The following is a 25,502-nucleotide window of genomic DNA, read 5'->3' as shown; positions in this document are numbered from 1 at the left end:
CCCGAATTATGACGAGATACTGTATAAACAGCCACTATTGTTTTACTTTTACTCCCCTGACCCTGCCGTTTTTTGCCTCTTCCTGGAGGTTCATTCAGAAAAACGTTTTAACCGCACGAAGGCGGCTAAAACGTGAGGATCGCGGTTAAACCAACCACGCGGCCAGCTTTTCGGCCTGCTGCGCAAAGCGGTTAAACAGCCGCTTGAGCACTTCCGGCTCCAACTGATGGAACGGCAGACTGCTCCACTGCACAACCTGCTGCTGGTCGGGCAGCAGCCCGGTGAGCACCGGGGGATAATCCATCCCCAGCAGATTAGCCTGCAGCAGCACCGTCAGCGTGTCGGTATCGCTCAGCCGGGTGGGCTGAACGGGCAGCATGCAGCTCAGCAGCAGGTGCCCAACCGGCGATTCGCTGATCTCCAGCGTCACGCCCTCGCCAAGCTCAACGGAATAGCCTTCTGCGTTCTCAAGCTCGACTCTTTGCCCCAGCTCATCGGTCAACAGCGGCTGCAAAACTTGCGCTAATTTTGAAGGTGCGGGCATCGTTAGTTACCTATGATTCGCCGGAAAGCGGCAGTGACTGAGTTAGATCGAGGCCGGGTTCGGGCCGGGGCTGGTGCAGTGCCGTAGACATCCGGCGGAATAACCGGCGGCTCACGGTAAACCGGTCGGCTTGCCATCGCGTGCATAGGCGCATGGGCGTGCACCGGCGGCGGGCCATAGCTGTAAACCGGCGCTGCAGCTGGCGGTGGGCCGTAGCTATAAACCGGTGCAGCCGTTGGCGGCGGGCCGTAGTTGAACGCGGGGGCATGACCCGGCAGCGGAACCGTGCTGTACATCCCTCCAGGCGCGGGAGGCGGTGGGGCATAAATGGGCATCGGGGCCGGAAGAATATCGACGGAGTTTGCCCGGCGACGAGGGGCTGCGGGGGGAACCGCATTGGATGCCGTTCTCGGGCGGCGGCCACGGGAAGAAGATTCCGCGGCGAACGATTCCGTGCGCTGACGAGGCCGATCGTTACTGGTGAACGTTGGCGCAGGTGTCCCACGCTGCTGCGCATCTACCGCAGCCTGAGGCCCGATCATTCGGGAACGCATCTGCCCGACGGACAGCGACTGGTCAAAATGTTGCACAACGCCCCGGCTGTCGGTGCCATCGTACTGAATACCCAGGTTGTTGGAGGCGTGCCGCTGCACGTATCCTGGCCCCGCCACCACCGAGTCCCGCAGCTTTTCAGGGCTTAGCTTCGCGAGTTTTGGCGCGGCCTTACGGAACGCTTTATCCACTTCCGCCTGCGTCGCTTTCTCGCCACGCAGCAGCTTCTCGCGAACATCATCGTCCCGGTGGCCAACAGGATACGTATGCAGTACGTGGTAACTGTCGCCGAATTTCGCGTCTTCTATCCGCATGGCTCGGCCAAATTCCGGCCAGGGGTCGGACACCACAGACCGCCCGTTCTCCCGCGGATCGCCGATGATCACAAAAGCGTGGTCGACATCGCGGTTATGCACCACGGAAACCGGCTGTTTGACGCGGGAGTTAGCCAGCAGTAGCGCATTCACCGCCGCCATTTCGCCGCAGTTTCCCGCTCGAAACTTAGAGGCCTCCCAGGCGCGCACGGTGTAGTCCCCGTTGCCCGTTTCCTTCTGCGACAGAAGCGTTCGCTTATAGGATTCGGCCATCGTGGCGCGAACATGGTTCTTTTGGTTACCCGACCCCATGTCCAGAATGCGCCAGGTATCATCTATTGCCTTATTGGCGTAATAGAGCGCGTCAGCCCGGCGCGACGACACGTTCACGGTGCAATCGAAATGCTGAGGGTTATTAGGCTCCAGCGCGAGGCGCATGGAAACCCGTCGGTTTGAGTTACCGCTTATCAGGCCTGGATCGACCCTCAGGCTGGTATCAACGTTGTTTAACGGCATGATATCTCCCCACTTTAGTTGTTGCGTCAACAGGTTATGTGGGGAGAGCGGCGCGGTGGTTCCTGCTGCGGAAGAATTTACCCTGCGGCGTACTGCCCGCGCAGCGGCAAGCCGTGCTCATGGCGAATACCGTTTTCGGACAGCGCTTCCCCCGCATACTTGCCGATACCCACCGCGCGGGATTCCTCCTGCCCGGCCGGCGAGCCCGTATCGTAGCGGTCGGAAGTCCCTCCGGTGTAGGTCCCTTTCATCATGCGATAGCCGTGAACCAGCTCATGGGCAAGCGACACAAAAGCCAGCGAGGGATCGTCCAGCAGGCTTGGGCGGCCGTGGGCATCGATAGCCACGGACTGCCGCGGGTTCCAGTCGACGCTGACGCTGGTCCCCTCGCCTTTTTTGCCGAGCGGCTGTTTTTGCGCTAATTGCGTCGCTTTTTTATTGTGCGCCTTATCGTACTCGCTGCCGGAGAGGTGAAACCGGCGGACCTGAGAGTCGGTCAGCACCGGGCGGGCAACCGTATTCGCCATCGCCGTGACTTTCACCTTAACGTACCGGCCCTGGGTACTGAGGTTACGCAGTTCGCCCACCAGGCTTCGGCCATTGGGCCGACTGAGCAGCTTATGCAAAGCGCTTTCGGCAGCGAGATAGTCTTCCGGGCGGTGATATTCAATGGCGATATGTGGCGCCACATGGCTGGCAGAAATCGTACTCATCTTTTCCCCTTGGTTGGACGTTAACGTCGCAGCAGCAGCGCTTCAATCTGGCGGCGCTGAAGCCGATCTTTTTCTGTCTCCGGTGCAGCCTGGCGCTCACGCGGCGCGGCAGGCTGGCACCAGCGGCCAATCACCGACAGCGTCCAGCTCAACCGCTACAACAAAGGCAGCAGCGTGTCGAGATGCAGTTCGTCCAGGGGTAACGCCGCCCAGACCACCAGCTGCGCACGCTCTTTATCGGCGGCAACGGTGATGGCTGGCTGCTGGTCAATGTTCAGGTTGGCCTGTAACAGCTCGAGAAGCAGCGCCTCGCCGGGATTATCCGGCAGCGCCAGCAGGCCCATCATCGCCAGCGTCAGGTTTTCCGTCAGCTCCAGGAAAACCTGCTGGCCGCCGTCGAGGGTTAACGAGTAGTAGCCCTGGGCGTTGTACACCATGCCAGGCGCATTCAGCTGTTTAAACAGCGGCTGGAGTTTGTGGTAGAGCTGCTCGGCAATCACCATGATTTCACCTGTCGGTCAGGAACATGGGGCGTGAGTGAGCGGCAGGCGAAGTGGGTTCCAGGGGGAACTTGTAACAAGCTGCAACCTTATCGCCCCCGGCAAAGCTAGATTCGCCGCAGCGAGGCTGCTATGTTCATTTAACACGCGTCTTTGCAATTCGTGCGCGATGATTATTCTTATAAAAAAGAACGATTTAATAACTATAAATTATGGATGACAGACGGTATGGCAATCAGACTCCTCCTCGCGGACGATCACATTTTGATGCGCGAGGGCCTGAAACAGATTTTTTCACTGGATAAGAAAATTAAAGTGGTGGCGGAAGCGGGCTGTGGCAAAACGGTGCTGTCGCTGCTGACGGAAATTGACGTCGATGTCCTGCTGCTGGATCTCTCCATGCCCGGCGACTCCGGGCCGGAGCTGGTGCAGCAAATCACCCGCCTGTGGCCGATGCTGCCGGTGCTGGTGCTGAGCATGCACAACGAGCCGCAAATCGCCCAAATGGTCCTCGCCAGCGGCGCCCACGGCTTCATTACTAAAGACCAGGCCCCGCAAACGCTGCTGCACGCCATTCATCGCGTCGCCTCCCGCCAGCGCTACATTGATCCCTCCCTGGCGGAAGCCATCGTCTTTTCAACCCAGGAAAACGACCAGCTTCGCCGCTACGCCACGCTATCCCAGCGTGAGAAGCAGATCCTTCGCCTGCTGAGCAGCGGCGAAAACATCAATGGCATCGCAGAAACCCTAAGCATCAGCAACAAAACGGTCAGCACCCACAAGACCCGGATGATGGAAAAAATGCAGTTCGACAACAACGCCGACATCATCAAGTTTGCTATTCGCTATCATAAACTTTAGCCGGGGCCGGCAGGGCATAAGGGATCTCGATATGCACGCAGCTCCCTTTGCCCGGCGTGCTGTGGATGTTAAACGTCCAGCCTTTCATCATGCAGCGTTCGCGCATACTCAATAACCCAAAGGCCCCGTCGGAGACCTGGCCGGGATCAAATCCCTGCCCGTCATCATTGATACAAATCAGCACGACTTTGCCCTTTGTGAGCACCTTCACCTCCACTTCCCGCGCTTTGGCATGCCGCTGCACATTGGTGAGCGACTCCTGCACCACGCGAAAAATCGCGGTGACCTCATCGTCACACAGCGACACCGGCAGCGGCTGAATCGTCAGCGTACACACGCCGGAACGGTGCTTGTTGAACTGGTCCCGCAGCCAGATAAGCGCGGGTTTCAGCCCCATGTTCAGCACCGCCGGGCGCAGTTGGGTGGCGATATCGCGCACCACTTTGATGGTGCCATCCACCAGCTGCGTCAAAGGTTCAACTTCATGCTGCAGCGCAGGATGATTCTGGCCCAACAGCGAAATCCCCACCCGCAGCGAGGTCAGGTGCTGGCCCAGCTCATCATGGATTTCCCGCGCCATATGCTTGCGCTCGTTTTCGACGCTGCTTTGCAGCTTTTGGGTCATCTGCCGCAGCTGTTCGTGAGTCTGCCGCACCTGCTGTTCGGCAAAATATTGCCGGGAAGCGGGACGAGCGATCACCAGCACGGATTTCAGCGTCTGCTGCTGGGTAAATTCAGGAATAAAACGCGCCTGGTAGATTCTCGACACCCGCAGGTCGGATCGCATGCCGTGCAGCACGGCCTCCAGCTGAATATGCTTACTCAGCACCAGCTGCAGCGACCAGCCGATCTGCTCCATCAGCGTCGAATCGCCGATAAGCGAGTTGATCTTCAGCCCGATGGCCGCCGCGCTCTTGGGCATGCACTGCAGCGCCGTTTCGTTGGCATAGAGCAGCCGCTGTTCACTGTCCACGCGCAGAATCGCATCCGGCATATTGTCCAGAATGTCTCGAAGTTCGTTTTCACGATCGTAGTAAAAACGATGAATATCATTGCGATAGCGGGTATCGCACACCACCATCATCACCCAGTTCTGCCGCTGAAACTCGAAGCGGCTCGGGCAAACCTCGACCGGAATAGCCTGCGTTGCCGCCTGAAACCGGGCGTTAATTTTATCGCCGTAAGGCGAATGTTCTGGCCGATCCAGCTGCTGCTCAACCACCGCCAGCAGCGGCAGGTCGCCATAGCCCCGCAGCCGGGTAAAAATATTTTCACCCACCAGATGCCCGGCCCTTGCCTGGCCGGCACCTTCCGGCAGGCAAAGACTGAGCGCCTTGTGGTTGGCAAAAACAATATTGAAATCCCTGTCAACAATGAAAACCAGCTCGCGCATGCTATTGAAAGCGGCGCTCAGCAATGCCTGAGTATCATAGGGCCGTGGGTGCGGCCCGCCGTCTTGTTTCATAGAGTGTGATTCTTCTCGTTCAGGGAGTAACGAAGCACCGCTCGCTCAGTTCAGGCTGTCCCACCCCAGATCCTGTTTCAAAGACTGTCGGAGACGGGAAAGACGGGAACGCACGGTGCCGATAGGAATAGTCATCCGGTCAGCCGCTTCCTGGTAACTGATATCGTGATCAACGATCAGCTGTAATAATTGCTGATAATCTTCAGGGAGTTGCGCAATGCGCTGCAACACTTTCGACAGGATGTCCTTACCCTCAGTCACCCCTTCCGGCTGCTCCGAATGCAGCAGCGTACCGAGCACATCATCGTTTAACTCATCGTGCAGGTAGCTCACTTTGACGGATTTATAGTGATTTTTCACCAGGTTTACCGCAATCCCGAACATCCAGGTTTCCGGGCGCGACGTGCCGCAAAACTTGTGCTTGTTACGAATCACTTCATACCAGGTGTTCTGCACCAGGTCTTCTATATCGGCAAAATTTGCCACGCGTTTACGAATAAAATTGTACAGCCGCTGTTCGTTGTCGCGCATCACGCGCTCCCAGTTAACCACCGGAAACTCGCCCTGCACAACGTGGGACTCAAAAGCAGCCTGCGCATCCGGGAAAACCTGTGATTCGAAATCAAACATTGCTGACATAGTGAACACCTTTTTATGGAATAGATTCAGGAGTTCGTCCTATAGCAAGCGCCGTGCCAGCGAAAAATATCAAAACAACACATTGATTAATAACAATTAATTTTTATTAATCAGATAAATATGAGCAAAAACACACACAGCCCGAAAACGGGTTTGTGCAACTTTTTACACATCCCCAGCGGCGGAAATTTTTTATTTGTCGGGGAACCGCCCCAGGCCTTAGCCCACACACTGGCAGGCGAATCGGGTAAGGCACACCGCAATGAACATGAGAATCCCCCAGCACCACCATCACCACAATCTGCGTCTTGAAACCGAACAGGCGGACGCCCTGGTCGATGAGCTAATCAGCGACACTAATAACGATAAGAGCGCGGCGAGCAGTTCCTCGTCCGCCACTCGTGCAGCGCCCGCGCCGCAGCGGCCCGGGGCCGCTCAGGAGTCGATGGCGTCAACTTTTGCGGAAAGCATCGAACAGAAAATCAAACATGAGGAACAGCGCACGCAGGCCACCCAGCTGCGCCGTATCTCCGTGGCGGCAATCAAGGTCACTCACCTTGTAGAGCTGGGGAAACTGCTAGAAAGCCCGTCGGGGAAAGAGCAGGCCGAGCAGGAATCGGCTTTTGAACGAATGCTGTCGGGTGGCGACGGAAAAACCCCGACGCTGGATGATTTGCTCGAACAGGCCAATCACGACCCGGCTTCTGCATTTGTCACCCTCAGCCTGATGGCGATGCGCCTGCGAAACGGCAGCAACCCGGCGCTGGCGGCACGCGTCGAGCAAATGCTTGCCGACCTGCAGCAGCAGCACCCGGAAAAAATTAACGCCGGGGTGAATACCGCCCCGGCAATTGCCGCCTTCAGCAGCGATCCGGCGCAGAAGCGCGAAATGCGCAAGCTCTATTACAGCGGCGTGATCAACCAGCAGTCTGCCGACAACATCATGGACGTGCTGCTGGACAAGTTTGGCGTCGATGGCTTCGTGCCCGCATTGCGTACGCTGCAGCGCGCGCTTTCCGATGACATCGCCGCCCTGGCCCCATCCGCCCCGCCGACGGCCCTGCGCCGCCTGCTTTCCGGGCTGAACGACACCCGCGCCATTACGCACACGCTGTCGGAAGTCGCCCAGTTCCTCGACCGCCTGAAGAGCAAATATTCCCACGTCACGATGGGGGCCGATGTCATGACACGCTCCTTGCTCAGCATGTGCCGCAACGGCTTCTATTCCCGCGACCTGACCCAGCTTGGGCTGCAGGTGGTGGGCGAAAAACCCCTGCAGCAGTCTCTCTTTTTCAACGGGCTGCTGACGCTGCTCCAGGCGCTGCCGGAGAAAATTTGGGGAGGGAACGATGAAACCCGCAGCAACGCCCTGCTTCTGCTCCGCACCCTCAACGGCGAATACGCCGCGTGGGAAAAACGCAGCCAGCTGGCGCAGTAAACGGACTTTACCAGGATTGAATAGCCCATGAACGCTTTGTTTAACCTTCTTAACCGGCTGGCAATAACCGCCATGCAACGCTCCGAAGTCGTCGGGGCTTTCATCGCGCTGGCGGTGGTGTTCATGCTGATCATCCCGCTGCCGCTGGGGCTGATTGACGTCCTGATTGCGGTCAACATCAGCGTGTCATGCCTGCTTATCATGACGGCGATGTACCTGCCCAAACCGCTGGCGTTCACCACCTTCCCGGCGGTACTGCTGCTGACCACCATGTTCCGCCTCGGGCTGTCTATCTCCACCACGCGCCAGATCCTGCTGCAGCAAAACGCCGGGCATATCGTCACCGCCTTCGGCAACTTTGTGGTCGGCGGCAACCTGGCGGTGGGGCTGGTGGTGTTCCTGATCCTGACGGTGGTGAACTTCCTGGTGATCACCAAAGGCTCAGAGCGCATCGCCGAAGTGGCCGCCCGCTTTACCCTCGATGCCATGCCGGGCAAGCAGATGTCTATCGACAGCGACCTGCGCGCCGGGCTGATTAACGTCCAGCAGGCCAAAAGCAAACGTGAAGATCTGGCGAAAGAGAGCCAGCTTTTCGGGGCAATGGACGGCGCCATGAAGTTCGTGAAAGGCGATGCCATTGCCGGGATCGTGATCCTCAGCATCAACATGGTGGGCGGCTTCTGTATTGGTGTGCTGCAGCTGGGCATGGCCGCAGGCGACGCCGCCAATGTCTACTCCATTCTGACCATCGGCGACGGCCTGATTGACCAGATCCCGGCGATGCTTATCTCCCTGACCGCCGGGATGATGATCACCCGCGTGTCGGCCAACGAAGACATTCCCAACAACAACATTGGCCGAGAAATCAGCGACCAGCTAACCAACCAGCCTAAGGCGTGGATTATGTCCGCCATCGGCATGTTCTGCTTCAGCCTGCTGCCGGGCATGCCCACGGCGGTGTTTATCGTGCTCGGGATAATCACCCTGGGCTCGGGGCTGTTTCAGCTGTGGCGCGCCAAACGCGCGGCGGCCACCACCACCGGCGGCGAAATTGTCGCCCCGGAAGCCAACGGCGAAGAAGACATTCGTACCTTCAACCCCAGCCGCCTGTTTGTCCTCAGCTTCTCGTCGGCTCGCGCCGGTGACCCGGCGGCCATGGCGCTTATCGAAGACATTCGCCGCCTGCGTAACCGCATTGTGAACCAGTACGGCTTCACGCTGCCGGTCTTCAACATCGATTTCTCGCCGTACCAGCCTGACGATGAATTTCGTTTTCTGGTGTATGAAGTGCCGAAAGTGATTGGCACCTTTACCTCAAGCAAGCGTGCGCTGGACTACCGCCTGCTGGCCCAGGAAGAAACCGGGACAGAACTCAGCACGGAAACCTATCCGCAGGAAAAAGGCTGGGCATGGCTGGAAGAAAACGATCCTCTGCTGGATAAATTCCAGATGGAGTCCTGGAGTTCGCACCAGCTGCTGCTGGCCCGCATGGAAGAAGCGCTCTTTGCCAGCGGCCCGCGCTTTATCGGCCTGCAGGAGACCCGCGCCATTATCTCGTGGCTGGAGATGGACCTGCCGGAGCTGGCGCAGGAATTCCAGCGCATCTTCCCGATCACCCGTCTGAGTGCCGTGCTGCAGCGCCTGGTGGCCGAACGAATTTCGCTGCGTTCGGTGCGCAGCATCACCGAATCGCTGATTGTGCACGGCCAGCACGAGCGCGATGTGGGCCTGCTGGTCGACCAGGTTCGCATCGACATCAAAGAACACATTTGCCACCAGTACAGCCACGACGGCGGGATACAGGTTTGGCTGCTGACGCCGGAAACCGAAGAGATCCTGCGCGACAGCCTGCGCCAGACGCAGAACGAAACCTTCTTCGCCCTCAGCCAGGACAAACACGCCCTGCTGCTGGACCAGCTCCGGGAAGTGTTCCCCCTGTTCCAGCGGCAAACCAGCGTGCTGCTGTCCGCCCAGGATTTACGTAGCCCGCTGCGCCTGCTTATCCAGGACGAATTCCATCACGTCCCGGTGCTGTCCTTCGCCGAGCTGCAATTTAACCTGCCGGTCAACGTGCTGGGGCGCATTGATATTCACGAAAACGCGCTTGACGCCTTCACTGCATAAAGGGTGCTGCCATGTATGAGCTGAGAGTATTGAACGGATTACATGAAGGCGCGGCGCTGCCGTTAAGCGGCGAACGCTGGCAACTTGGCAACGCCGCCGACAGCGATTTGCAGCTCAACGATGGCGGTATTAAAGCCAGCCACGCGCTGCTAAACCGCAGCGCCGAAGGCTGGATGCTCACGCCGATGGAAGGCACCGTTTGCCACCGCCACGGCGAACGCCTGAGTGCGCAGCAACTCTGGCAGCCCGGTGAAATCTTCGCCGTCGGCGGCGTCTGGCTGACGCTTGCCGCCGCTGACGACGAATGGGATAACCGCCCGCCACCGCCGTTGCCTGCTGTCAGCCCGAGTCAGCCCGAATCTTCTATACGCGAACCCGTCGGCGGGACACAAAGCAAACCAGCGCCGACCGCGCGCCGTTCACTGCTGGCAAGGATCCTGCCCCGCTGGGCGCAAATCTTCACCTTGTCCAGCCTGATGCTGCTGACCTTCACCATCTTCAGCTGGGTGCTGCAGCCCGGCATCGCCCAGCAAAACAGCGACGATGAGCCGCAAATTAAACCGGCGATTACCAATAGCAACGAACTGCGCAGCCTGGTGGAACAGGATCTGCGCGAGCGGGAGCTCTATAACAAAGTGCAGCTGGCCAGCACGCCGCAGGGGATTACGCTCACCGGGGATTTGCAGGAAAACCAGCTGCCGATTGTCAGCCGCATGGTGGACAGCATCCGCAGCGATTATCAGCTCAAGGTGGCGCTCACAAACCAAACCAAAGTGCGCGAGGCCGTGCTGCCCTTCCACATCGTGCAAATTACCGCCGGGCCGCACGCCAACATCGTGACCGAGGACGGGCAGCGCCTGTTTGTCGGGGACGAACGTAACGGCCTGCGCCTGACCGGCATTACCGGCGACAGCGTGCAGTTTGGCGGCAAAGAAAACATCGCGGTGAAATGGTGATGGAGCACTATCAGTCCGACCTCAACGCCTGGTTTGCCCAGCGCCATAGCAGCCTGAGCCAGCTTTCCGCCGTCAGCGCCTACGGGCGCATCACCGGCATCAGCGGCATTCTGCTGGAAAGCAGCTTGCCGCAGGCACGCATCGGCGACCTGTGTCTTATCAGCCGCAGCGGCGACACCGAAGTGATGGCCGAAGTGGTCGGCTTTAACCCCCGCCATACTTTGCTTTCCGCGCTGGGGCCGCTGGACGGCATCGCCCAGGGCGCTCGCGTCACGCCGCTGTTTCAGCCCCATTCTATTAGCGTGTCGGACAGCTTATTTGGCAGCGTGCTGGACGGCTTTGGCCGCGCCATCGACGAAGACAGCCTGTCGGCTTTTGCGCTGGCCAGCGAAACACCGGACGCCCGGGGCGTGCTCGGCGACGCGCCACCGCCCACGGACAGGCCGCGCATTGATACTCCGCTGCCGACGGGCATTCGCTCCATTGACGGCGTGCTGACGATTGGCGTAGGCCAGCGCGTGGGCGTCTTCGCCGGGGCTGGCTGCGGCAAAACGACCCTGCTCGCTGAAATGGCGCGCAACACGCCGTGCGATGCCATTGTGTTTGGCCTGATTGGCGAACGTGGCCGCGAACTCCGCGAATTCCTCGACCACGAGCTGGATGCCGAACTGCGCTCACGCACCGTCCTGGTGTGCTCCACCTCTGACCGCAGCAGCATGGAACGCGCCCGCGCGGCGTTTACCGCCACGGCCATTGCCGAAGCGTTCCGTAACAAAGGCAAAAACGTCCTGCTGATTATCGACTCGCTGACGCGTTTTGCCCGCGCCCAGCGTGAAATTGGCCTGGCGCTCGGCGAACCTCCGGGCCGGGGCGGGCTGCCGCCGTCGGTCTATACCCTGCTGCCAGGGCTGCTCGAGCGCGCCGGGAAAACCTCACGCGGCTCCATCACCGCCCTTTATTCGGTGCTGATCGAACAGGACTCGATGAACGATCCCGTGGCCGATGAAGTCCGCTCGCTGATAGACGGCCACATCGTTTTGACCCGCCGCCTGGCGGAGCGCGGGCACTACCCTGCCGTGGACGTGCTGGCCAGCCTCAGCCGAACCATGAGCAACGTCGTCCCACGAGAACACATTGCCGAAGCCAGCGCGCTGCGCCAGATGATGTCGGCTTACCAGCAGGTCGAAATGCTGATCCGCCTCGGGGAATATCAGCCGGGAAATGACCCGATGACCGACGCCGCAGTGCAATCTCAGTCGGCCATCAACGCGTTTTTACGCCAGGCCAACCACGCCCCGAGCGACTTCGTCGACACCCGCCAGCAGCTACAGGAGGTGATTGCTTATGCGCCGTTATAGCGAGGCGGAAACGCCGCTTTCACCGGACCCGCAGCAGGTTGCTCTGGAACAAGTGCTGACGCTCTTACTGCCCATCCGGCGGCGACGCTTACGCCGCTGTGAAAGCGAGCAGCGCCAGCATGAGCAGCAGCTCCGGCGCTGCCGGCAGGCCGTCGAGCAGGGCGAGCAGCAGCTGGCAGAGCAGAAAATCGGCTATTTGCAGCTGCGCAATAATTTCGTGCCGCAGCACGCGGGCGTCACGCAGCCGCTTAACGACCTGCGGGAGACGCTGGACGTTGAGAAATCCAGCCGCGCGGGCGTGATTCAACAAATTCAGCACACGCACCAGCTACAGGAAGAGGTGCAACAGCAGCAGGAGCGGCTGACCGCCGCGCAGTCAGCCGTACAGCGCTGCCAGCGGGACATCGAAAAAATGGAGTATTTGCTTAACCAAAATCAGGGGAACGCTTTATGATTCACCACGCGCTAAAAAACGCTCACCCGCAGCCCAGGCTTTGGCAGCAGGCCCATCCGGCCCCGCAGCCGCATCACCAGCCCGAGAACGCCCCGCAGGCACCCACGCCTCGTGCACCGCACGCGCCGGGAAATAACACGCCCTTCATGCCGCAGATGCCCGCTCGCAGCACGTCCTCGTCAGGCCGGGCCAGCGATCGCCAGAAGCTGTCGCGGGATGAAAAAGAGTTCAGCGATCTCCTGTCTGACGATGAGCCCGACCCGGTGATGCCCATTCTGGCGCTTAACCTGTTTGATGGCTCGCTCGGCGGCACGGAACAGCCGCAGCAGGCCAGTGAATCCCCGTCTTCCGCCCTGCGGGCGATGCTGGAATCGCACCTGATACAGGGCATTGAACAGCAGGAAAGCCTGCCCGCCCGCTTTAGCCTGCTGCTGCCGGATTTAGGCGAAGTGGTGGCGCAGGTTACCCCGGCCAATGGCGATGGGCTGGATATTGCCCTCGGCTTTTCCGCCGAGGCCTGGGACAAAGTTCGCGGCTTTGAACAGGATGGACAAGGCTCGCTCAGCCGCCGTCTGGGGAAAAAAGTTCGCCTGCGCTTTAAGCGGCGGGAGGCGGTATGAAACGCCTGGCGCTTGCCGCTCAGTCACCGGATGAAGCCCGCCTGCGGCGCTGGACCGGCAGCGGCTGGCGGCTCCCTTTCTTCCGGGAAGCAATAGCCGGAGAACTTCGCCTCCTGCCCTCCCGAGCGCTGATCCAGCCAGATATGCCGGGTGAAGCTTTTCACTGCGCGGCTGGCACGCTGCTTTTTAGCGACCCGCTGCCGGTGCTGGGGCTGCTGGCCGATTGCCCGGCGCTTCCAGGCGTCTCCACCGAGGACAATGCCTGGTACTGGCGCTATTTCAGTCAACAGCTCAGCCCTGAACTGGCCGAACTCTTTGAGTTTCTGCAGCCCGCAGAAGAACGGCAAAAACCTGACGTCACGCTGCGCCTTGAGGTTTTTCTCGGCGAAGCCCAGGCCTGCACGCTGCTGTCGCTCTCCTGGGCCACGCTGCATCGGCTTGCTCAGCATCCGGCCTGGCAGCGGCTGATGGCCCCGCTAAACCCTGAACTCCCACTCCAGTTACCGCTGACCGTTGGCAAGCTCCAGCTTTCCGCCGGTGCCGCCCGCCGCCTGGTTAGCGGAGATTTGCTTTTGCCCTCAGAGACGTTCTTCTCGCCGGAAGGACACGGCGTTATGCCGCTGGCGAGGCGACAATTTCAGGTTCACCTGGAACTGGCGAGCGAAACCACTCACAGAGACTTACTACACATTACGTTTAGCGAGGAGCTAACCATGACTTACCCGAACGCCCCCCTGGAGTACGACGATCAGCAGGACGGCGAAGAAGTGGTACCCGCCGGGGAATGGCAAACAACACGGGGGAGTTTCGACGACTTGTCGCTGGATTTAACCATCCGCTGCGGCAACCTACAGCTGACGCTTGGCGAACTCCAGCAATTGGATGCGGGGTCAACGGTATTGGTTCAGCACGTCACGCCGGGCGAGGCGCTGCTGTGTCACGGCAACAGCCTGCTGGCAAAAGGTGAACTGGTGGACGTTAATGGCACGCTCGGCTTCCAGGTCACCCGCATGCTGCGCCAGACGGGTACGGCCATGGAACCCGTGTGATGGCCGAGAATATCAGCTCATTCAATCCGCTGGCGCTGGCCATCCTGCTGGGAGCCATTTCGCTGCTGCCCCTGCTGCTGATGATCACCACCAGCTTTCTCAAGATTTCGATGGTGCTGATGCTGACGCGAAACGCCATCGGGGTGCAGCAAACGCCGCCCAACATGGCGCTTTACGGCATTGCACTGGCCGCCACGCTGTTCGTGATGGCGCCGGTATTCGACGGGATGCAAACCCGCTTCAAAGAGAAGCCTCTCGATACCACCAGCGCAGAGCGCTTAGAGAACAGCTTACAGTACGGCATTAAGCCGCTGACCGACTTTATGCTGCGCAACAGCGACCCGGACCTTGAAACACACCTGATGGAAAACAGCCAGCGCATGTGGCCGAAAGATCTGTCGGAGAAGGTCGTCCACCAGCGCGACAACCTGCTGATCCTGATCCCGGCATTCGTGCTGTCCGAGCTGCAAAACGGCTTCAAAATTGCCTTTTTAATATTTATCCCTTTCCTGGTGGTGGACCTGATTGTCTCCAACGTGCTGCTGGCGCTGGGGATGCAGATGGTGTCGCCGATGACCATCTCTTTGCCGCTCAAAATTCTGCTTTTTGTCATGGTGAGCGGCTGGACGCGCCTGCTGGACGGCCTGTTCTACAGCTATATGTGAGGACGTTATGGACATGATCTACATGTTTAAGCAGGCGGTGCTGATGGTGGTTGTGCTCTCCGCGCCACCGCTGGTGGTGGCCGTGCTGGTGGGCATTGTGGTGTCCCTGCTACAGGCGGTGTTTCAGCTCCAGGATCAGACCCTGCCCTTCGCCATCAAGCTGGTGGCCGTGGGTACCACGCTGGCGCTGAGCGGCCGCTGGATTGGCCTGCAAATGGTGGAGCTGGCGCAGTCCGCCTTCAACATGATGGCCGCGTCCGGAACCCTGCGATGATCGCCGCCGAACTGACGCCCATTTTCAACGGCATGCTGGGGCTGGGGCTGGCAATCGCCCGCATTTACCCGTGCGTGCTGCTGACGCCGCTGTTTGCGTTCTCTGCCCTGAAAGGCATGATCCGCACGGCGGTTGTCGTGCCGCTGGCGCTTTTTGTCACGCCGACTATTGTCCCGATGTTGACCCACGCCCCGCACACGCCGTGGGGCATTGTCGCCATGATGCTGAAAGAAGTGGTGCTGGGGATTTTTCTTGGCTACCTGCTGGCGCTACCCTTCTGGCTGTTTGAGTCGGTGGGCGTGCTGTTTGATAACCAGCGTGGAGCACTCAGCGGGGGTCAGCTTAACCCGGCCCTGGGCGCAGACGAAACGCCGCTCGGCTACATGCTTTTGCAGTGGTCGATGATGGTGCTGATCGTCAACTTTGGCCTGTCCCTCGCCACCCAGGTTATCTGGGACAGCTACCGGCTGTGGCCGGTGGACAGCTGGCTGCCCGACTTCCGCGAGCAGGGATTCCTGGTGTTTCTCGGCCAGGTAAAGCAGATGTTTATCGACACCATTCTGTACGCTGGCCCGCTGGTGCTGCTCCTGCTGTTCCTCGATTTCGCCGTTGGCGTGCTCAGCATCTACAGTCCGCAGCTGCAGGCCACGGTACTGACCGTGCCGCTAAAATGCATCGCCGGGCTGCTGTTCTTTATCTTTTACCTGCCCACGCTGGAGTATTTCGCCGGCCACCAGTTCAGCAGCCTGCGCGATATGATCCCGCACCTGGCGGATATTCTGCCCGCCCGTCAAACCACCTGGTAATGCCGCTTCGGAGGGTGCCAAGCCGTGAGTGAAAAAACAGAGAAGGCCAGCCCCCATAAACTTCAGGAGGCCCGCAAAAAGGGCCAGGTGAGCCAGAGTCAGGACATCCCCAAACTGCTGATCATGTTCGGCGTCCTGCAGCTGATCTTTTCCATGATGGAGGCCAGCATGGCAAAGCTGCAGGCGCTGATGCTCCTGCCGCTGATGCGCCTCAGCAGCCCTTTCAACCAGGCTTTAGGGGAAGTTGGCGGTGCCGCGCTGCTGACCATCGGGGTGTTTTTTATGATGACGGTGGGCACCGTAATCCTGCTGCGCATTGCCGCAGGCTGGATCCAGTTTGGTCCGCTGTTTGCCATCGCCGCGCTGGCCCCAAAGCTTGAGGCGCTCAACCCGCTGAATAAATTCAAAGAGATGTTTTCGGTAAAGCAGTTTATCCAGATCCTCAACAGCCTGCTGAAGGCCATCACCCTTTCGGTGGTGTTCTGGCTGCTGATCAAACCCCGTCTGTCGCAAATGGCCAACCTTTCAGGCGGCACGCTGGACGGCTTCTGGCATGCGGGCGTGGCGATTCTGGAAACTCTCGCCCACACCATCGTTGGCGTGATGCTGGTGTTTTCGGTAGCCGACTTCGCGCTGCAGAAATACTTCTTCCTCAAGCAGAATCGCATGAGCCACGAGGACGTGAAAAACGAGTACAAGCAGATGGAAGGTGACCCGCACACCAAAGGCCACCGCAAACACGTCGCCCACGAAATCCTCAACGCACCGGCAAAAAAAGTCACCCCGCAGGAGATGGAAAAAGCCGACGTGCTGCTGGTGAACCCGACGCACTACGCCGTGGGGCTGCGCTATCTCCCGGACGAAACGCCGCTGCCGGTGCTGCTGTTTAAAGCACAGGACGAAGACGCCAAAGCGCTGATTAAACTGGCGCACGCCGCCAATATCCCGGTGGTGCGCTACGTCTGGCTTACCCGCAATCTTTACCGCACCACTGAAGAAGGCGCCTATATTCCGCGCGACACGCTAAAAGCGGTGGCCGCTATTTACCGCCTGCTGCGCAAGCTCGAGGGCCGCCTGAAGGGTGAAACGATTGAGTTTGAGGAGTAACGGGGACGATTTTCCCTTACTCTGGGTTCTTTCTTAACCACATTTTATTTGTGAATCCTCCAGGAGATATCTGTCATTCTGCAGTTATTCCGTTCACCTATAGATCTTTTTTCCCCGCATGTTCAGAAACGCTAAGCAGCAAGCCCACCAGCTATCACCTAAATATTAGTGAACAATTCGGCCCCTCACCCCGGTCCTCTCCCCAAAGGGGCGAGGGAGAAAACATGTGAGGGGAGGCATTTTTTTATTCCCTCTCCCTTTTAGGGAGAGGGTTAGGGTGAGGGTAAAACAACCGGCGACTTTGTAGCTAAGGCAAATGTTAGTCGTAAAGCGAGGCATGGTTCCGGCTTAAATCGCCTCCGTTTTCTCTCCGACTGGCCAGGGTCCGGACGTCGGGAACGGCCGGAGGCTGAGAGCGTCGGGAACGCGTCTCAGCCGCCCCAGGACTGGGAGATAAAACGGAGGTCTGCCGCTCACGCGGTCGATTTATTTGGCCGGGAGTCCGGGGTCTCGGGGGAGTGACGGTGACTCCCCCGAGCCGTTCACGAGTTCAGTGGTGACATATAAAACAGAACTGGAAGTGAACGGAATATTCGCCGCTCCTACATAATCGCAGAGATTTTTGATTAAGAGACAGCTCTTAGGGAGAGAGTCGAATAATTATTCTGTACTGGAAATACACGGGCATGATCGAGACAAAAAAAGACCGGTATCCCACGCGATTAGCGCAGAAAAACCGGTCAAATAGAGGGCGAAGAAGAGTTTCGCGAAACACGCGTGGCGAAGTTACCTCGCACCACGCGTCAAAAGAACATCTGTGGATTACAACCCAATCTCTTAGGCCAGCACGGCGCTGGCCAGGCCCATAAGCGCGCCGTGGTGGTGCTTCAGGGCATCTTTGATGATATTGCCGTTAAACAGCTGTGCGTCAGCATTCATCAGCAGGCTGGAAGAGCCGTTGCCCGGTGCCGTGGCGGAACCCGGGATAGAGCCACCCACCATGGAGGTTTTCAGATCGTTTTTCGCGGACTGGAAGGCTTTCAGCGAATCGCCGCTCAGCGGCTTGCTGTTTTTCAGCGCGTCTTCCCAGCTGGATGGGCCTTTACCAACGTGCACCAGGCCCGGCATACCGGCGCCCGCGCTCTGCGGCTTGCCGTAGATTTCCGGGTGCTGATCCATAAATTTACCGATTTCAGCACGAGTCTCTTTTGAGCCGCCGTCAACTTTACCGCCGCCGCCCAGCGCGCCACACAGGCCACTGGTGTCCGACTTCACGTCGTCCAGCGCCTGCAGGCCCATTTTGCTGCCCAGCTGGCTGCCCATGTTGTTACCCAGCTGGTTAAAGCTGTTCGCACTGTTGGCGCTGGTGGTGGACAGCGGCAGCTGGACCAGGCCAATGCCGGTAGAAGGTGACTGCAGGCCGTTGCTCATGCCGCTGTTGAAGGCGTTCATGTTGCCCGCCCCCGCCTGGCTGTTGAACGGCGTGTTCTGGGAATTCACGCCCATCTGCTGGATCACTTGCTGCAGCATCTGCTGCATGTTGCTCATTGCCAGCGTGTTGCCCATGCTCGCGCCGCCCTGACTCTGCGGAGACATAAAGGTGTTGTTATTGTTACCGTTCATGCCGCCGGAGAAAAGCAGGTTGGTCAGCTTGGAGGCAATGTCGTTCACCATCTGATCGCCAACGTTTTTCAACAGATTAGCGGCCATACCTTCTGGGGTTGCGTTCAGCGCCAGCTGCGGTAATGCAGTGGCCAGATTCAGCATATTTCCAATCGTACTCATTCGATTACCTCACCATGACAACGGGGTTGATACAGGCGACCAGTCCTGCTGGGTCGCAGTATTAAGACGCCTGTTAAGTGAAAAGAAACCGGCTTCGGTTCCACAAAACTGCCTAACATCAGGAAAAAAAATGATTTTTTAAAAACAGGCGTGAAAACAGCCACGCCCGCTCTCGCACTCAGCGCACCGGCATCTGCGTGTAATCCTGCACGCCGTTACGCATATCGTTCGGCCACCAGATGGTCAGGTGGTGGCTGTCTGACAGGGGACGACACGTCACGTTGTCACAGCCGTTGTCATTGCGGGTGGCACAGCCGCTAAGCACAAACGCCAGCGCCATCAGTATCAAAATTGAAGGTTTCATCGTGGCTCCTTAATGCAGTACGGGGCGCGGCGGCAGAAGATAGCTGCGCGACCTGGATGAATTCACCGGCAATGACGAGGCAGAGCTCAGCAGCGACTGGCGGCTACGGCGCCCTTCTCCCCGCGTGCGGTAGGCGATATACACTTCTGCCGACTGGCCTGGGGCAAGGTTTCCGCCCGGCCAGGCGGCCACGGCAAGCACGTCATCATCGCGGCAGTTGGATTCGTCAAAACGCTGCGGCTTGCCGCTGATATTGCGGATCAGCCCGACGCTGATTTGCACCGATGAATTGCTGTACCACTGGCTGTGGGAGCTGTCCGATGACAGCCCTGGCCCCACGTTGCACAGCTGGCCAATACTCACGCCTTCACCGCCTGCCTGGAACCCGGTAGGGACTTTGTCTTCCGCCAGATCCCGCATGGCGTTTTCGATGTCGCCTTTCATCGAGCTGTAGCGCTGGCGGAGCTGTACTTCATTCATCGCCGAAGAAAGCTGCTGGCGATCCTGCTCGTCGATGTAGCGCGTCGGGTCCACCTGATCGCCCACCAGATGCGGCGTGATGATGAACAGCCGCTCGCGCTGCGACGTTTCGTGGCTGGTATATGAGAAGAATTTCCCCAGGTAAGGAATGTCGCCCAGCAGCGGAATACGGTGGTCGGTGTCACCGGTTTCACGGGAATGGAAGCCGCCCATCACCAGTGAACCGTTCTGCTGCACCAGCGCCTGAGTGCTGACCGTGGCGCGCTTCGCGCCGGTTGCCACGCCGTCATCGTTGACCTGGACTTTTCCGTCTTCCACATCCACAACTAACTGCACCGTGCTGGTTGGCCCGTTGCCGATGGCGCGCGGGACTACCTGCAGGCTGGTTCCGGCGGTCACCGGTTCAATGGTCGCCACGCGCTCGCCGGTCGCAGTAATGAAAGCGGTGTCGCTCATGTCGATCACTGCGGGCTGGTTTTCCAGCGTCAGAATCGACGGGTTAGCCACGATAGAGGCGTTGCCCTCGCCTTCCATCGCCTGGATCTGGGCAAAGAAGCGGCTGTAGTCGGTTACGAATAACGTGCCTGCCCCCTGCAGCATGGAAGAACCGGCGGTAATGTTGCCGAACGTGCCGCTGAGGTTGCTGGAGAACTTCGAAAACGCGTGGCGATCGACATCAATGATCATGGCGTCAATTTCCACCAGCTTTTGCGGCACGTCGATCTGGGAAATCAGCGCCTGATACTGCTCGCGGCGTTTAGGATCGTCCCGCACCAGCAGGGCGTTGTTGCGCACATCGGCAGACACCAGCGGGTTCATTTCCCCTTCGTCATCACCGCCTGCGCCGCGCAGACGGCTGTCCTGGCCCTGAATCAGCCCGGAGAGAATATTGTCCGATTGTTCCTGGAATGACTTGTTGAGGGCTTCACGCGAGCTGCCTTCTCCGCCGGGTACAATGCCCTGCGAAGAGCGGGTGCTCTTTTTACCCAGCAATTCGTTAAGGATGGTTGCCACGCCGGGCACCAGCAGCGTTTTCTCGCGGTATTTAATCTCGCGGTCAGCCACCGAGGCGTACTTCAGCGGGAACGCCATCATCTCTTTGTTCTGCTTTTTGTCTTTGTCTTTGGCGCTAAAATCCGCCACCAGCGCGACGTACTCCGGCGGCCCGGTGACAATCACCACGCCGTCGTCCGGCAGCTCGCCGTAGCCGAATTTGTCTTCCAGCAGCCCGACATCACGCAGCGCCTGCTTGAGATCCGGCGCGGCATCGGCTGACACGCTGATGCGCTTTGAGGTTTCTGCCGACTGCGGGCTGACGAACAGCGAGCCGTTATAGACAAACCACTGGAAGCGGTACTGCAGCGCCAGGCGATCGAGGAAGGCCACGCCGCTGTCGGAACGCAGGCGTCCATCCACCACGCTGTCGGGCACATCCCCTAAACGCAGATTCACGCCGTGGCTGCTGGCGAAATCCTGCAAGACGGTGCGCAGCGGCGTGCCCTGGGCAGAATAGGCATAGGCGCCATTTTGCCAGTCGGCAGGCGTTTGAGCGCTAACAGTTGCGCTGAAGCAACCAGCGGTAGCGGCCAAAGCAAACATGGCTGAGCGCAGTAAACGAACGTGCTGATTCAACGACTCTTCTCCTGTAATCGACGGCATAAAACGGTAGCCATCCGGGGTGCAAACTGCGTTAAACAACGGCTTATCGATACGAATAAGCCGTTGACGGCATAACTAGTTGATAGAGTCGATAATCTCCTTGCTCAGGCTATGCTTGAGCGACCCCAGCTGGCTGTCGGTGAAGGTCGCCGCCGCCTCTTTCATCAGGGCGTTTTTGAATTCCACCATGTCGCCCATGCTTGGCGCGGGCTGGCCAAGCGTGCTCTGCGCCAGCTCGGCAACCGAGTGGTGCAGACGGGACAGCTGGCTGTCGAGATTGCGCTGAATATCAAAGGAATTGCTCATACGTTTCTCCTCGCGTTGAAATCGCATGATAAGTGGCGGCAGAAAGGCGGCAGTTCCCGACGCGGGAAAATTAACTTCCCGGCGGGACGTTTTTGGCAGTGGGTTAGCTGGCGAGGCGCAGCAAATGCTGCTGGAGCGAAGCCCAGCTAATGCTGAACTCGCCCTGGGCGGTTTGCAGCAGCAGCGTTTCGGCCGCCAGCGCGTCGTCGATGCAGCGCGTCCAGCCTAGCTGAGGGCGCGCGGCCAGCCAGCTTGCCAGCGGCGCTTCATACTGTGAGGGGTGATACAGCGTGACGTCCGTTGCCCGAGCGCTTGAACTCTGAAGCTGAGTCAGCAGCGCCGTGAGCTTTTGCTGGTCGCTCAGGCCGCCAAACAGCTGTTCAAATGCGGCCGCAATAAGCGCCTGCGCCTGGCCGACGATTTCGGCACTTTGCGCGTCCCGCTCGGCCCGCCATTCGCTAAAAAAGGGCTCAACCCGCAGCCAGAATTCCCGCTCTGCCTCTTCACAGCGTGTGATGACCAGCCGTTCAGCATCGACCTGCGCCTCGACGAGCATCTGCTCAGCCTGTTGACGAGCCTCCTCCAGCAGGGCTTCACTCTTGCGCATGGCCTGTTCCACCAGGCTTTGAGCCTGTTGCTGCTCCTGCAAAGCGGAGTGCGGCAACAGTACGCCTTCAATCACCTGGTCGTTCTCTTCTAAAGCAAGTTTACGGCCGACCCACATGGTTTATTGCTCCCGTGAAAAATCATTCAGCGCTGGCATCGCCGAACGTTGAGCCTGCCAGATCGCGCCATCCCACAGCGCCTGCAGGCGATTTAGCGGCGCAGGTTCATCCGCCAGCCACGCTTCGCATCGCACAATCACAGGCTGAGGGAAACTGAGCCGCAGCCGCAGCCAGGCCGCAGGCGTCAGAATCGGGCGCAGCAGGCAGAGCACGGCGAAACTCGGCTCTTCGCTAAAACTAAGACTTGCGGGCAGCCAGACGCCGGGGCGTAGCCCCCGGGTTAGACGTTCGCACCAGATCCGCTGAGATTCGGTGAGCTGCCCCGCCCCGCTCCCGCGCTGACAAACCTCAGCCACCAGCGCAAAAAGCGTTTCGCGCTGGGCTAAGTCAAGCGAAACCAGCGCCAGCAGGCGGGCGTCGGGCGTTTCCGGCAGAGACTCCTCCAGCGCCAGCATAGCCGGCACGGCCTGCGGCGATTTAAGCATCAGGCTCTGGCGCAGCGCCTCGTCCAGGCTGAACCAGGGCAGCCCGAACCAGCTGGCATCCGCCTGCCGCCAGAATCCCTCCTGCCACCAGCGAAGCCAGTTAGCCGCGAGCGCGTAGTCCCAGGCAACCACTGGCGTTACCGCCGCTCTGAGGGCACAACGGCCAGTCCAGTCGAGCCTGAGTTTTTACCGCGCTTCATCGCCTTTAGCTTCGGTAAAAGGGTGAAGATCCCGCCGAGCAGCAGCAACAGGCCCATCAGCGAGAAGAACAGCGTCCTGACCGTGGCATACTGCGAAAGCGTCAGCTGGAAAGGCCCTAAGGTCACCAGTTCCACGCGGTCGTGATAGGCCGCAGCGGGCACAAACACCACGGAAAGCGCCCCGTCATTTTTCCCGGAAAGCCCCGGAATACTCGCGGCGACCAGTCGACGGATCCTGGGCTCAATGCTGTCGGGGTCCATCTCCGGGGTGTATTTAATAAACACCGATGCCGATGCGGGCTGCACCGGCTCGCCGGGCGCCACGCGCTCAGGCAGGACAACGTTCACCCGAGCCACCACCACGCCGTCAATCTGTGAAAGCGTGGACTCCAGCTCCTGGGAAAGCGCATAGATATAGCGGGCGCGCTCTTCGAGCGGGCTGGAAATAATGCCGTTTTTCTGGAACACCTCGCCCAGGTTGGTCCGCGCTTTGTGCGGCAACCCGTTGGCGTTGAGAATGCGGACGGAGCGTTCAATATTGTCCTGAGCCACCAGCACGGTGACGCCGGTTTTATCAATTTGCTTGTCGGCTTCAATCTTGTATTTCGAGAGTTCGGAAATGATGTCATTGGCATCGTTTTCCGTCAGGCCGGTGTTCAGAATGACCTGTGAGTCGCAGCCTGCCAGCAGCAGGACCAGCAGCCAGGGCTGCAGGATTTTTCGCCAGCGTCGTTGCATGATGGATTACTGCAGGTTGGTCAGTTTATCGAGCCCCGAAATGCTCTTCGAGACGATCTTGGCGTTCATCATGCTCTCCAGGTAATAGTTAGAGAGCTGGTCGTCCACCTGGTTAAGCACCAGCGGATCGGTGGAGCGCGCGGCTTTACGCAGCACGTTATTCATCTGTTTCTGGTCGCCTTCCATCTGCTTGAACATGCCGGAGGCTTTTTCAAACATTGCGGCAGGTTTCCCGCCCACGCCGCCCATCGCCGAGGCCGCTTCCGGCTGCTGCAGCGCGGCTGAAAAGAAAGCGGCATCGCTTTGATTCGCGACGCTGTTGCCGAACGGGATGGAAGACTGAGTGGCCGGGCTGGATGCAGCGCCCAGAGACTCGGGTTCTGGCAAAGGCATACCTGTCGCAGGATTAAGAATGTGCATAAGAGAGTTTCCGCCAGCAGAAGAGAAGATCAGGGATTCACGCCGGGGCGAATCCCTGATTAGCATTAGAAGGAAATTTTGTTCTGTGCCAGAGAACTGATCATGGTGGTGGCGGAGTTCTGGTAGCCGGACACGTAGGCGTTCTTACGGTCACGTTCAGCTTTGTCCAGAGAGTCCTGCATGGATTTGTTTTCGATAGAGTCCATCTGGGACTGGAAGCTATCTGCCAGGCTGCTGCTTGCGCCCGCGTTGTTACCGGTGTTTACTGATGCCATGATGTTTACTCCTCGTTAATTAAACAGCAAATGTTGTGTCATTCACGGATTAAGTGGCGCGGCGTAAGCGGCAGTTCCAAAGAAATTTAAAAAATTAATTTTCCTTTTCAGTCAAAGATTTAATTCTCTGGTACAGCGTTCTTCTTGGAATACCCAATTCATGTGCGGCGCTGACAACCCGATTTTCATGCCGCGAAAGGCAATCTTCTATCAGGCTGTATTCTATCCGCCGCAGGCGTTCGCGCAGCCGAACGGAACGCATCTCCGGGTGCGCCACCTGCCCCAGGGCCGGCAGCCCCAGCACAAACCTTTCGGCAGCGCCTTTCAGTTCACGAATATTCCCCGGCCAGCGGTGCATCAATAGTGCTTCGCTGAGGTGCTGCGGCATCGGCGGCATTGGGCGATTCAGTCGAATAGCAGACTCCTGCGCAAAACGGCGGAACAGGGGAATAATGCATTCCACGCGCTCACGCAGCGCCGGAAGCGAGATTTTGACCGTCGTCAGGCGGAAGAAGAGATCCTGGCGGAACAGCTTTTGCTCCATGAGCTGGGCAAGGGGCTTTTGCGAGGCCACAATCACCCGCAGATTAAGCGAAATAGACTGCGTGCTGCCCAGGCGCCCCACGGTGCGGGTTTCTAACACCCGCAGCAGCTTGGCCTGCAGGCTCAGGGACATACTGTCAATTTCATCCAGAAACAGGACACCATTATTGGCGCTTTCAATGTAGCCAGCACGCGAATGTGTCGCGCCGGTGTAGGCCCCCGCCGTCACGCCAAACAGTTCACTTTCTGCCAGCGTTTCGGGGATCGCCGCGCAGTTAATTGGCACAAAAGCGCCACGACAGCCGGAATGGTCGTAGATACGGCGTGCAAAGGTGTCTTTCCCGGTGCCCGTTTCGCCCTCCAGCACCAAATCAACCTTCAGTGGGGCTAGCGTTTGCAGCCAGATATCCAGCCCATCGTGCACATTTTCAGACGCGGGTAATGCGGCTGCGGACCGCGGCATATTCAAGTCGATATCGACCGGAATATGTTTTATCTCCCAATGATTCGAACTGTTTTCTTTCATAAATCCCCCGCTGCCTGGCTTATTCAAGGTCTGGCGTATGA

General features: G+C 58.9%; 29 protein-coding genes. 12 read left to right on the top strand and 17 right to left on the bottom strand.

Annotated features, from left to right (window positions below):
* Positions 1–145: 145 nt before the first annotated feature.
* The 5 genes from F3J26_RS18990 to F3J26_RS18975 all read right to left on the bottom strand — a co-directional run bounded on the left by F3J26_RS18990 (position 146) and on the right by F3J26_RS18975 (position 3,142).
* Complete coding sequence (locus F3J26_RS18990) at positions 146–544, bottom strand: CesT family type III secretion system chaperone (protein WP_008461007.1); 399 nt, start codon at positions 542–544, stop codon at positions 146–148.
* A 2-nt stretch (positions 545–546) separates the two neighbouring features.
* Positions 547–1,926 (bottom strand): hypothetical protein, encoded by a 1,380-nt coding sequence (locus F3J26_RS18985; RefSeq protein WP_166995423.1) that lies wholly within the window; start codon positions 1,924–1,926, stop codon positions 547–549.
* Positions 1,927–2,003: 77 nt separating this feature from the next.
* A complete protein-coding gene (gene xopG, locus F3J26_RS18980) occupies positions 2,004–2,639 on the bottom strand; it encodes a XopG/HopH/AvrPtoH family type III secretion system effector (RefSeq protein ID WP_008461005.1) in 636 nt (211 codons plus the stop codon).
* 20 nt (positions 2,640–2,659) lie between these two features.
* Positions 2,660–2,791 carry a hypothetical protein gene (locus F3J26_RS22725; protein ID WP_286180336.1) on the bottom strand — a complete coding sequence of 44 codons (132 nt, stop codon included), beginning with the start codon at positions 2,789–2,791 and terminating at the stop codon, positions 2,660–2,662.
* Between the two features lie 3 nt (positions 2,792–2,794).
* A complete protein-coding gene (locus tag F3J26_RS18975; protein WP_166995421.1) occupies positions 2,795–3,142 on the bottom strand; it encodes a CesT family type III secretion system chaperone in 348 nt (115 codons plus the stop codon).
* A gap of 225 nt (positions 3,143–3,367) precedes the next feature.
* On the opposite strand from F3J26_RS18975, the gene F3J26_RS18970 reads away from it, so the two are divergent.
* Positions 3,368–4,000 (top strand): response regulator, encoded by a 633-nt coding sequence (locus tag F3J26_RS18970; RefSeq protein WP_008461003.1) that lies wholly within the window; start codon positions 3,368–3,370, stop codon positions 3,998–4,000.
* Here F3J26_RS18970 and F3J26_RS18965 read toward each other — a convergent pair.
* Both F3J26_RS18965 and F3J26_RS18960 read right to left on the bottom strand, forming a co-directional pair.
* Entirely contained in the window at positions 3,978–5,465 is a 1,488-nt protein-coding gene (locus F3J26_RS18965; protein ID WP_166995419.1) for a histidine kinase, read from the bottom strand. The genes F3J26_RS18970 and F3J26_RS18965 overlap by 23 nt on opposite strands.
* A gap of 45 nt (positions 5,466–5,510) precedes the next feature.
* Positions 5,511–6,104: an RNA polymerase sigma factor gene (locus F3J26_RS18960; RefSeq protein WP_008461001.1), complete on the bottom strand. Its 594-nt coding sequence runs from the start codon at positions 6,102–6,104 to the stop codon at positions 5,511–5,513.
* A 262-nt stretch (positions 6,105–6,366) separates the two neighbouring features.
* Between F3J26_RS18960 and sctW the strand changes: the two genes are divergently transcribed.
* Genes sctW through sctU form a run of 11 tightly spaced genes read left to right on the top strand, consistent with a single transcriptional unit; the run spans position 6,367 to position 16,955 of the window.
* Positions 6,367–7,542, top strand: a complete 1,176-nt coding sequence (sctW, locus tag F3J26_RS18955; protein ID WP_166875588.1) for a type III secretion system gatekeeper subunit SctW — start codon at positions 6,367–6,369, stop codon at positions 7,540–7,542.
* Positions 7,543–7,569: 27 nt separating this feature from the next.
* Positions 7,570–9,666 carry a type III secretion system export apparatus subunit SctV gene (gene sctV / locus F3J26_RS18950; RefSeq protein ID WP_008460998.1) on the top strand — a complete coding sequence of 699 codons (2,097 nt, stop codon included), beginning with the start codon at positions 7,570–7,572 and terminating at the stop codon, positions 9,664–9,666.
* Between the two features lie 11 nt (positions 9,667–9,677).
* Entirely contained in the window at positions 9,678–10,622 is a 945-nt protein-coding gene (locus tag F3J26_RS18945) for an FHA domain-containing protein (RefSeq protein ID WP_166995417.1), read from the top strand.
* Positions 10,616–11,980 carry a type III secretion system ATPase SctN gene (gene sctN / locus F3J26_RS18940; RefSeq protein ID WP_205246567.1) on the top strand — a complete coding sequence of 455 codons (1,365 nt, stop codon included), beginning with the start codon at positions 10,616–10,618 and terminating at the stop codon, positions 11,978–11,980. The genes F3J26_RS18945 and sctN overlap by 7 nt, the downstream gene beginning before the upstream one ends.
* Positions 11,967–12,434 carry a hypothetical protein gene (locus F3J26_RS18935; protein WP_008460992.1) on the top strand — a complete coding sequence of 156 codons (468 nt, stop codon included), beginning with the start codon at positions 11,967–11,969 and terminating at the stop codon, positions 12,432–12,434. The genes sctN and F3J26_RS18935 overlap by 14 nt, the downstream gene beginning before the upstream one ends.
* Positions 12,431–13,054, top strand: coding sequence for a type III secretion system HrpP C-terminal domain-containing protein (locus F3J26_RS18930; RefSeq protein WP_166995413.1), 624 nt, complete (start codon positions 12,431–12,433; stop codon positions 13,052–13,054). The genes F3J26_RS18935 and F3J26_RS18930 overlap by 4 nt, the downstream gene beginning before the upstream one ends.
* Positions 13,051–14,103, top strand: coding sequence for a FliM/FliN family flagellar motor switch protein (locus F3J26_RS18925; RefSeq protein ID WP_166995411.1), 1,053 nt, complete (start codon positions 13,051–13,053; stop codon positions 14,101–14,103). The genes F3J26_RS18930 and F3J26_RS18925 overlap by 4 nt, the downstream gene beginning before the upstream one ends.
* Positions 14,103–14,768 (top strand): type III secretion system export apparatus subunit SctR, encoded by a 666-nt coding sequence (gene sctR, locus F3J26_RS18920; protein ID WP_008460987.1) that lies wholly within the window; start codon positions 14,103–14,105, stop codon positions 14,766–14,768. The genes F3J26_RS18925 and sctR overlap by 1 nt, the downstream gene beginning before the upstream one ends.
* Positions 14,769–14,775: 7 nt before the next feature.
* Positions 14,776–15,042, top strand: a complete 267-nt coding sequence (gene sctS, locus F3J26_RS18915) for a type III secretion system export apparatus subunit SctS (RefSeq protein ID WP_039291380.1) — start codon at positions 14,776–14,778, stop codon at positions 15,040–15,042.
* Positions 15,039–15,848, top strand: coding sequence for a type III secretion system export apparatus subunit SctT (gene sctT / locus F3J26_RS18910; protein WP_008460984.1), 810 nt, complete (start codon positions 15,039–15,041; stop codon positions 15,846–15,848). Before sctS ends, sctT begins: the two co-directional genes overlap by 4 nt.
* A gap of 24 nt (positions 15,849–15,872) precedes the next feature.
* Positions 15,873–16,955, top strand: coding sequence for a type III secretion system export apparatus subunit SctU (gene sctU / locus F3J26_RS18905; protein ID WP_166995409.1), 1,083 nt, complete (start codon positions 15,873–15,875; stop codon positions 16,953–16,955).
* An 837-nt stretch (positions 16,956–17,792) separates the two neighbouring features.
* Here the strand turns inward: sctU and F3J26_RS18900 are convergent.
* The 10 genes from F3J26_RS18900 to F3J26_RS18855 all read right to left on the bottom strand — a co-directional run bounded on the left by F3J26_RS18900 (position 17,793) and on the right by F3J26_RS18855 (position 25,461).
* Entirely contained in the window at positions 17,793–18,740 is a 948-nt protein-coding gene (locus F3J26_RS18900; protein WP_166995407.1) for a type III secretion protein, read from the bottom strand.
* A 178-nt stretch (positions 18,741–18,918) separates the two neighbouring features.
* Complete coding sequence (gene hrpT, locus F3J26_RS18895; protein ID WP_008460981.1) at positions 18,919–19,104, bottom strand: HrpT family type III secretion system protein; 186 nt, start codon at positions 19,102–19,104, stop codon at positions 18,919–18,921.
* Positions 19,105–19,113: 9 nt separating this feature from the next.
* The gene (gene sctC, locus F3J26_RS18890) at positions 19,114–21,183 is read right to left on the bottom strand and encodes a type III secretion system outer membrane ring subunit SctC (RefSeq protein ID WP_166995562.1); all 2,070 of its coding nucleotides are present in this window, start codon (positions 21,181–21,183) and stop codon (positions 19,114–19,116) included.
* A 135-nt stretch (positions 21,184–21,318) separates the two neighbouring features.
* A complete protein-coding gene (locus tag F3J26_RS18885) occupies positions 21,319–21,549 on the bottom strand; it encodes a hypothetical protein (RefSeq protein ID WP_008460979.1) in 231 nt (76 codons plus the stop codon).
* A gap of 103 nt (positions 21,550–21,652) precedes the next feature.
* The gene (locus F3J26_RS18880) at positions 21,653–22,273 is read right to left on the bottom strand and encodes an HrpE/YscL family type III secretion apparatus protein (protein ID WP_166995405.1); all 621 of its coding nucleotides are present in this window, start codon (positions 22,271–22,273) and stop codon (positions 21,653–21,655) included.
* A gap of 3 nt (positions 22,274–22,276) precedes the next feature.
* Entirely contained in the window at positions 22,277–22,891 is a 615-nt protein-coding gene (locus F3J26_RS18875; protein ID WP_166995403.1) for a type III secretion protein HrpD, read from the bottom strand.
* A 5-nt stretch (positions 22,892–22,896) separates the two neighbouring features.
* Positions 22,897–23,697: a type III secretion system inner membrane ring lipoprotein SctJ gene (gene sctJ / locus F3J26_RS18870; RefSeq protein WP_008460974.1), complete on the bottom strand. Its 801-nt coding sequence runs from the start codon at positions 23,695–23,697 to the stop codon at positions 22,897–22,899.
* A gap of 6 nt (positions 23,698–23,703) precedes the next feature.
* Positions 23,704–24,117, bottom strand: a complete 414-nt coding sequence (locus tag F3J26_RS18865) for an EscF/YscF/HrpA family type III secretion system needle major subunit (protein ID WP_008460972.1) — start codon at positions 24,115–24,117, stop codon at positions 23,704–23,706.
* Between the two features lie 65 nt (positions 24,118–24,182).
* Positions 24,183–24,392, bottom strand: coding sequence for a hypothetical protein (locus F3J26_RS18860; RefSeq protein ID WP_008460970.1), 210 nt, complete (start codon positions 24,390–24,392; stop codon positions 24,183–24,185).
* 94 nt (positions 24,393–24,486) lie between these two features.
* Positions 24,487–25,461 carry a sigma 54-interacting transcriptional regulator gene (locus F3J26_RS18855; protein WP_008460967.1) on the bottom strand — a complete coding sequence of 325 codons (975 nt, stop codon included), beginning with the start codon at positions 25,459–25,461 and terminating at the stop codon, positions 24,487–24,489.
* Positions 25,462–25,502: the final 41 nt, after the last annotated feature.

Origin of the sequence: Enterobacter sp. Ap-867 (assembly GCF_011752855.1) — a bacterium.
Classification (GTDB): domain Bacteria; phylum Pseudomonadota; class Gammaproteobacteria; order Enterobacterales; family Enterobacteriaceae; genus Cedecea.
This window is presented reverse-complemented; position numbering and strand designations above follow the sequence as displayed.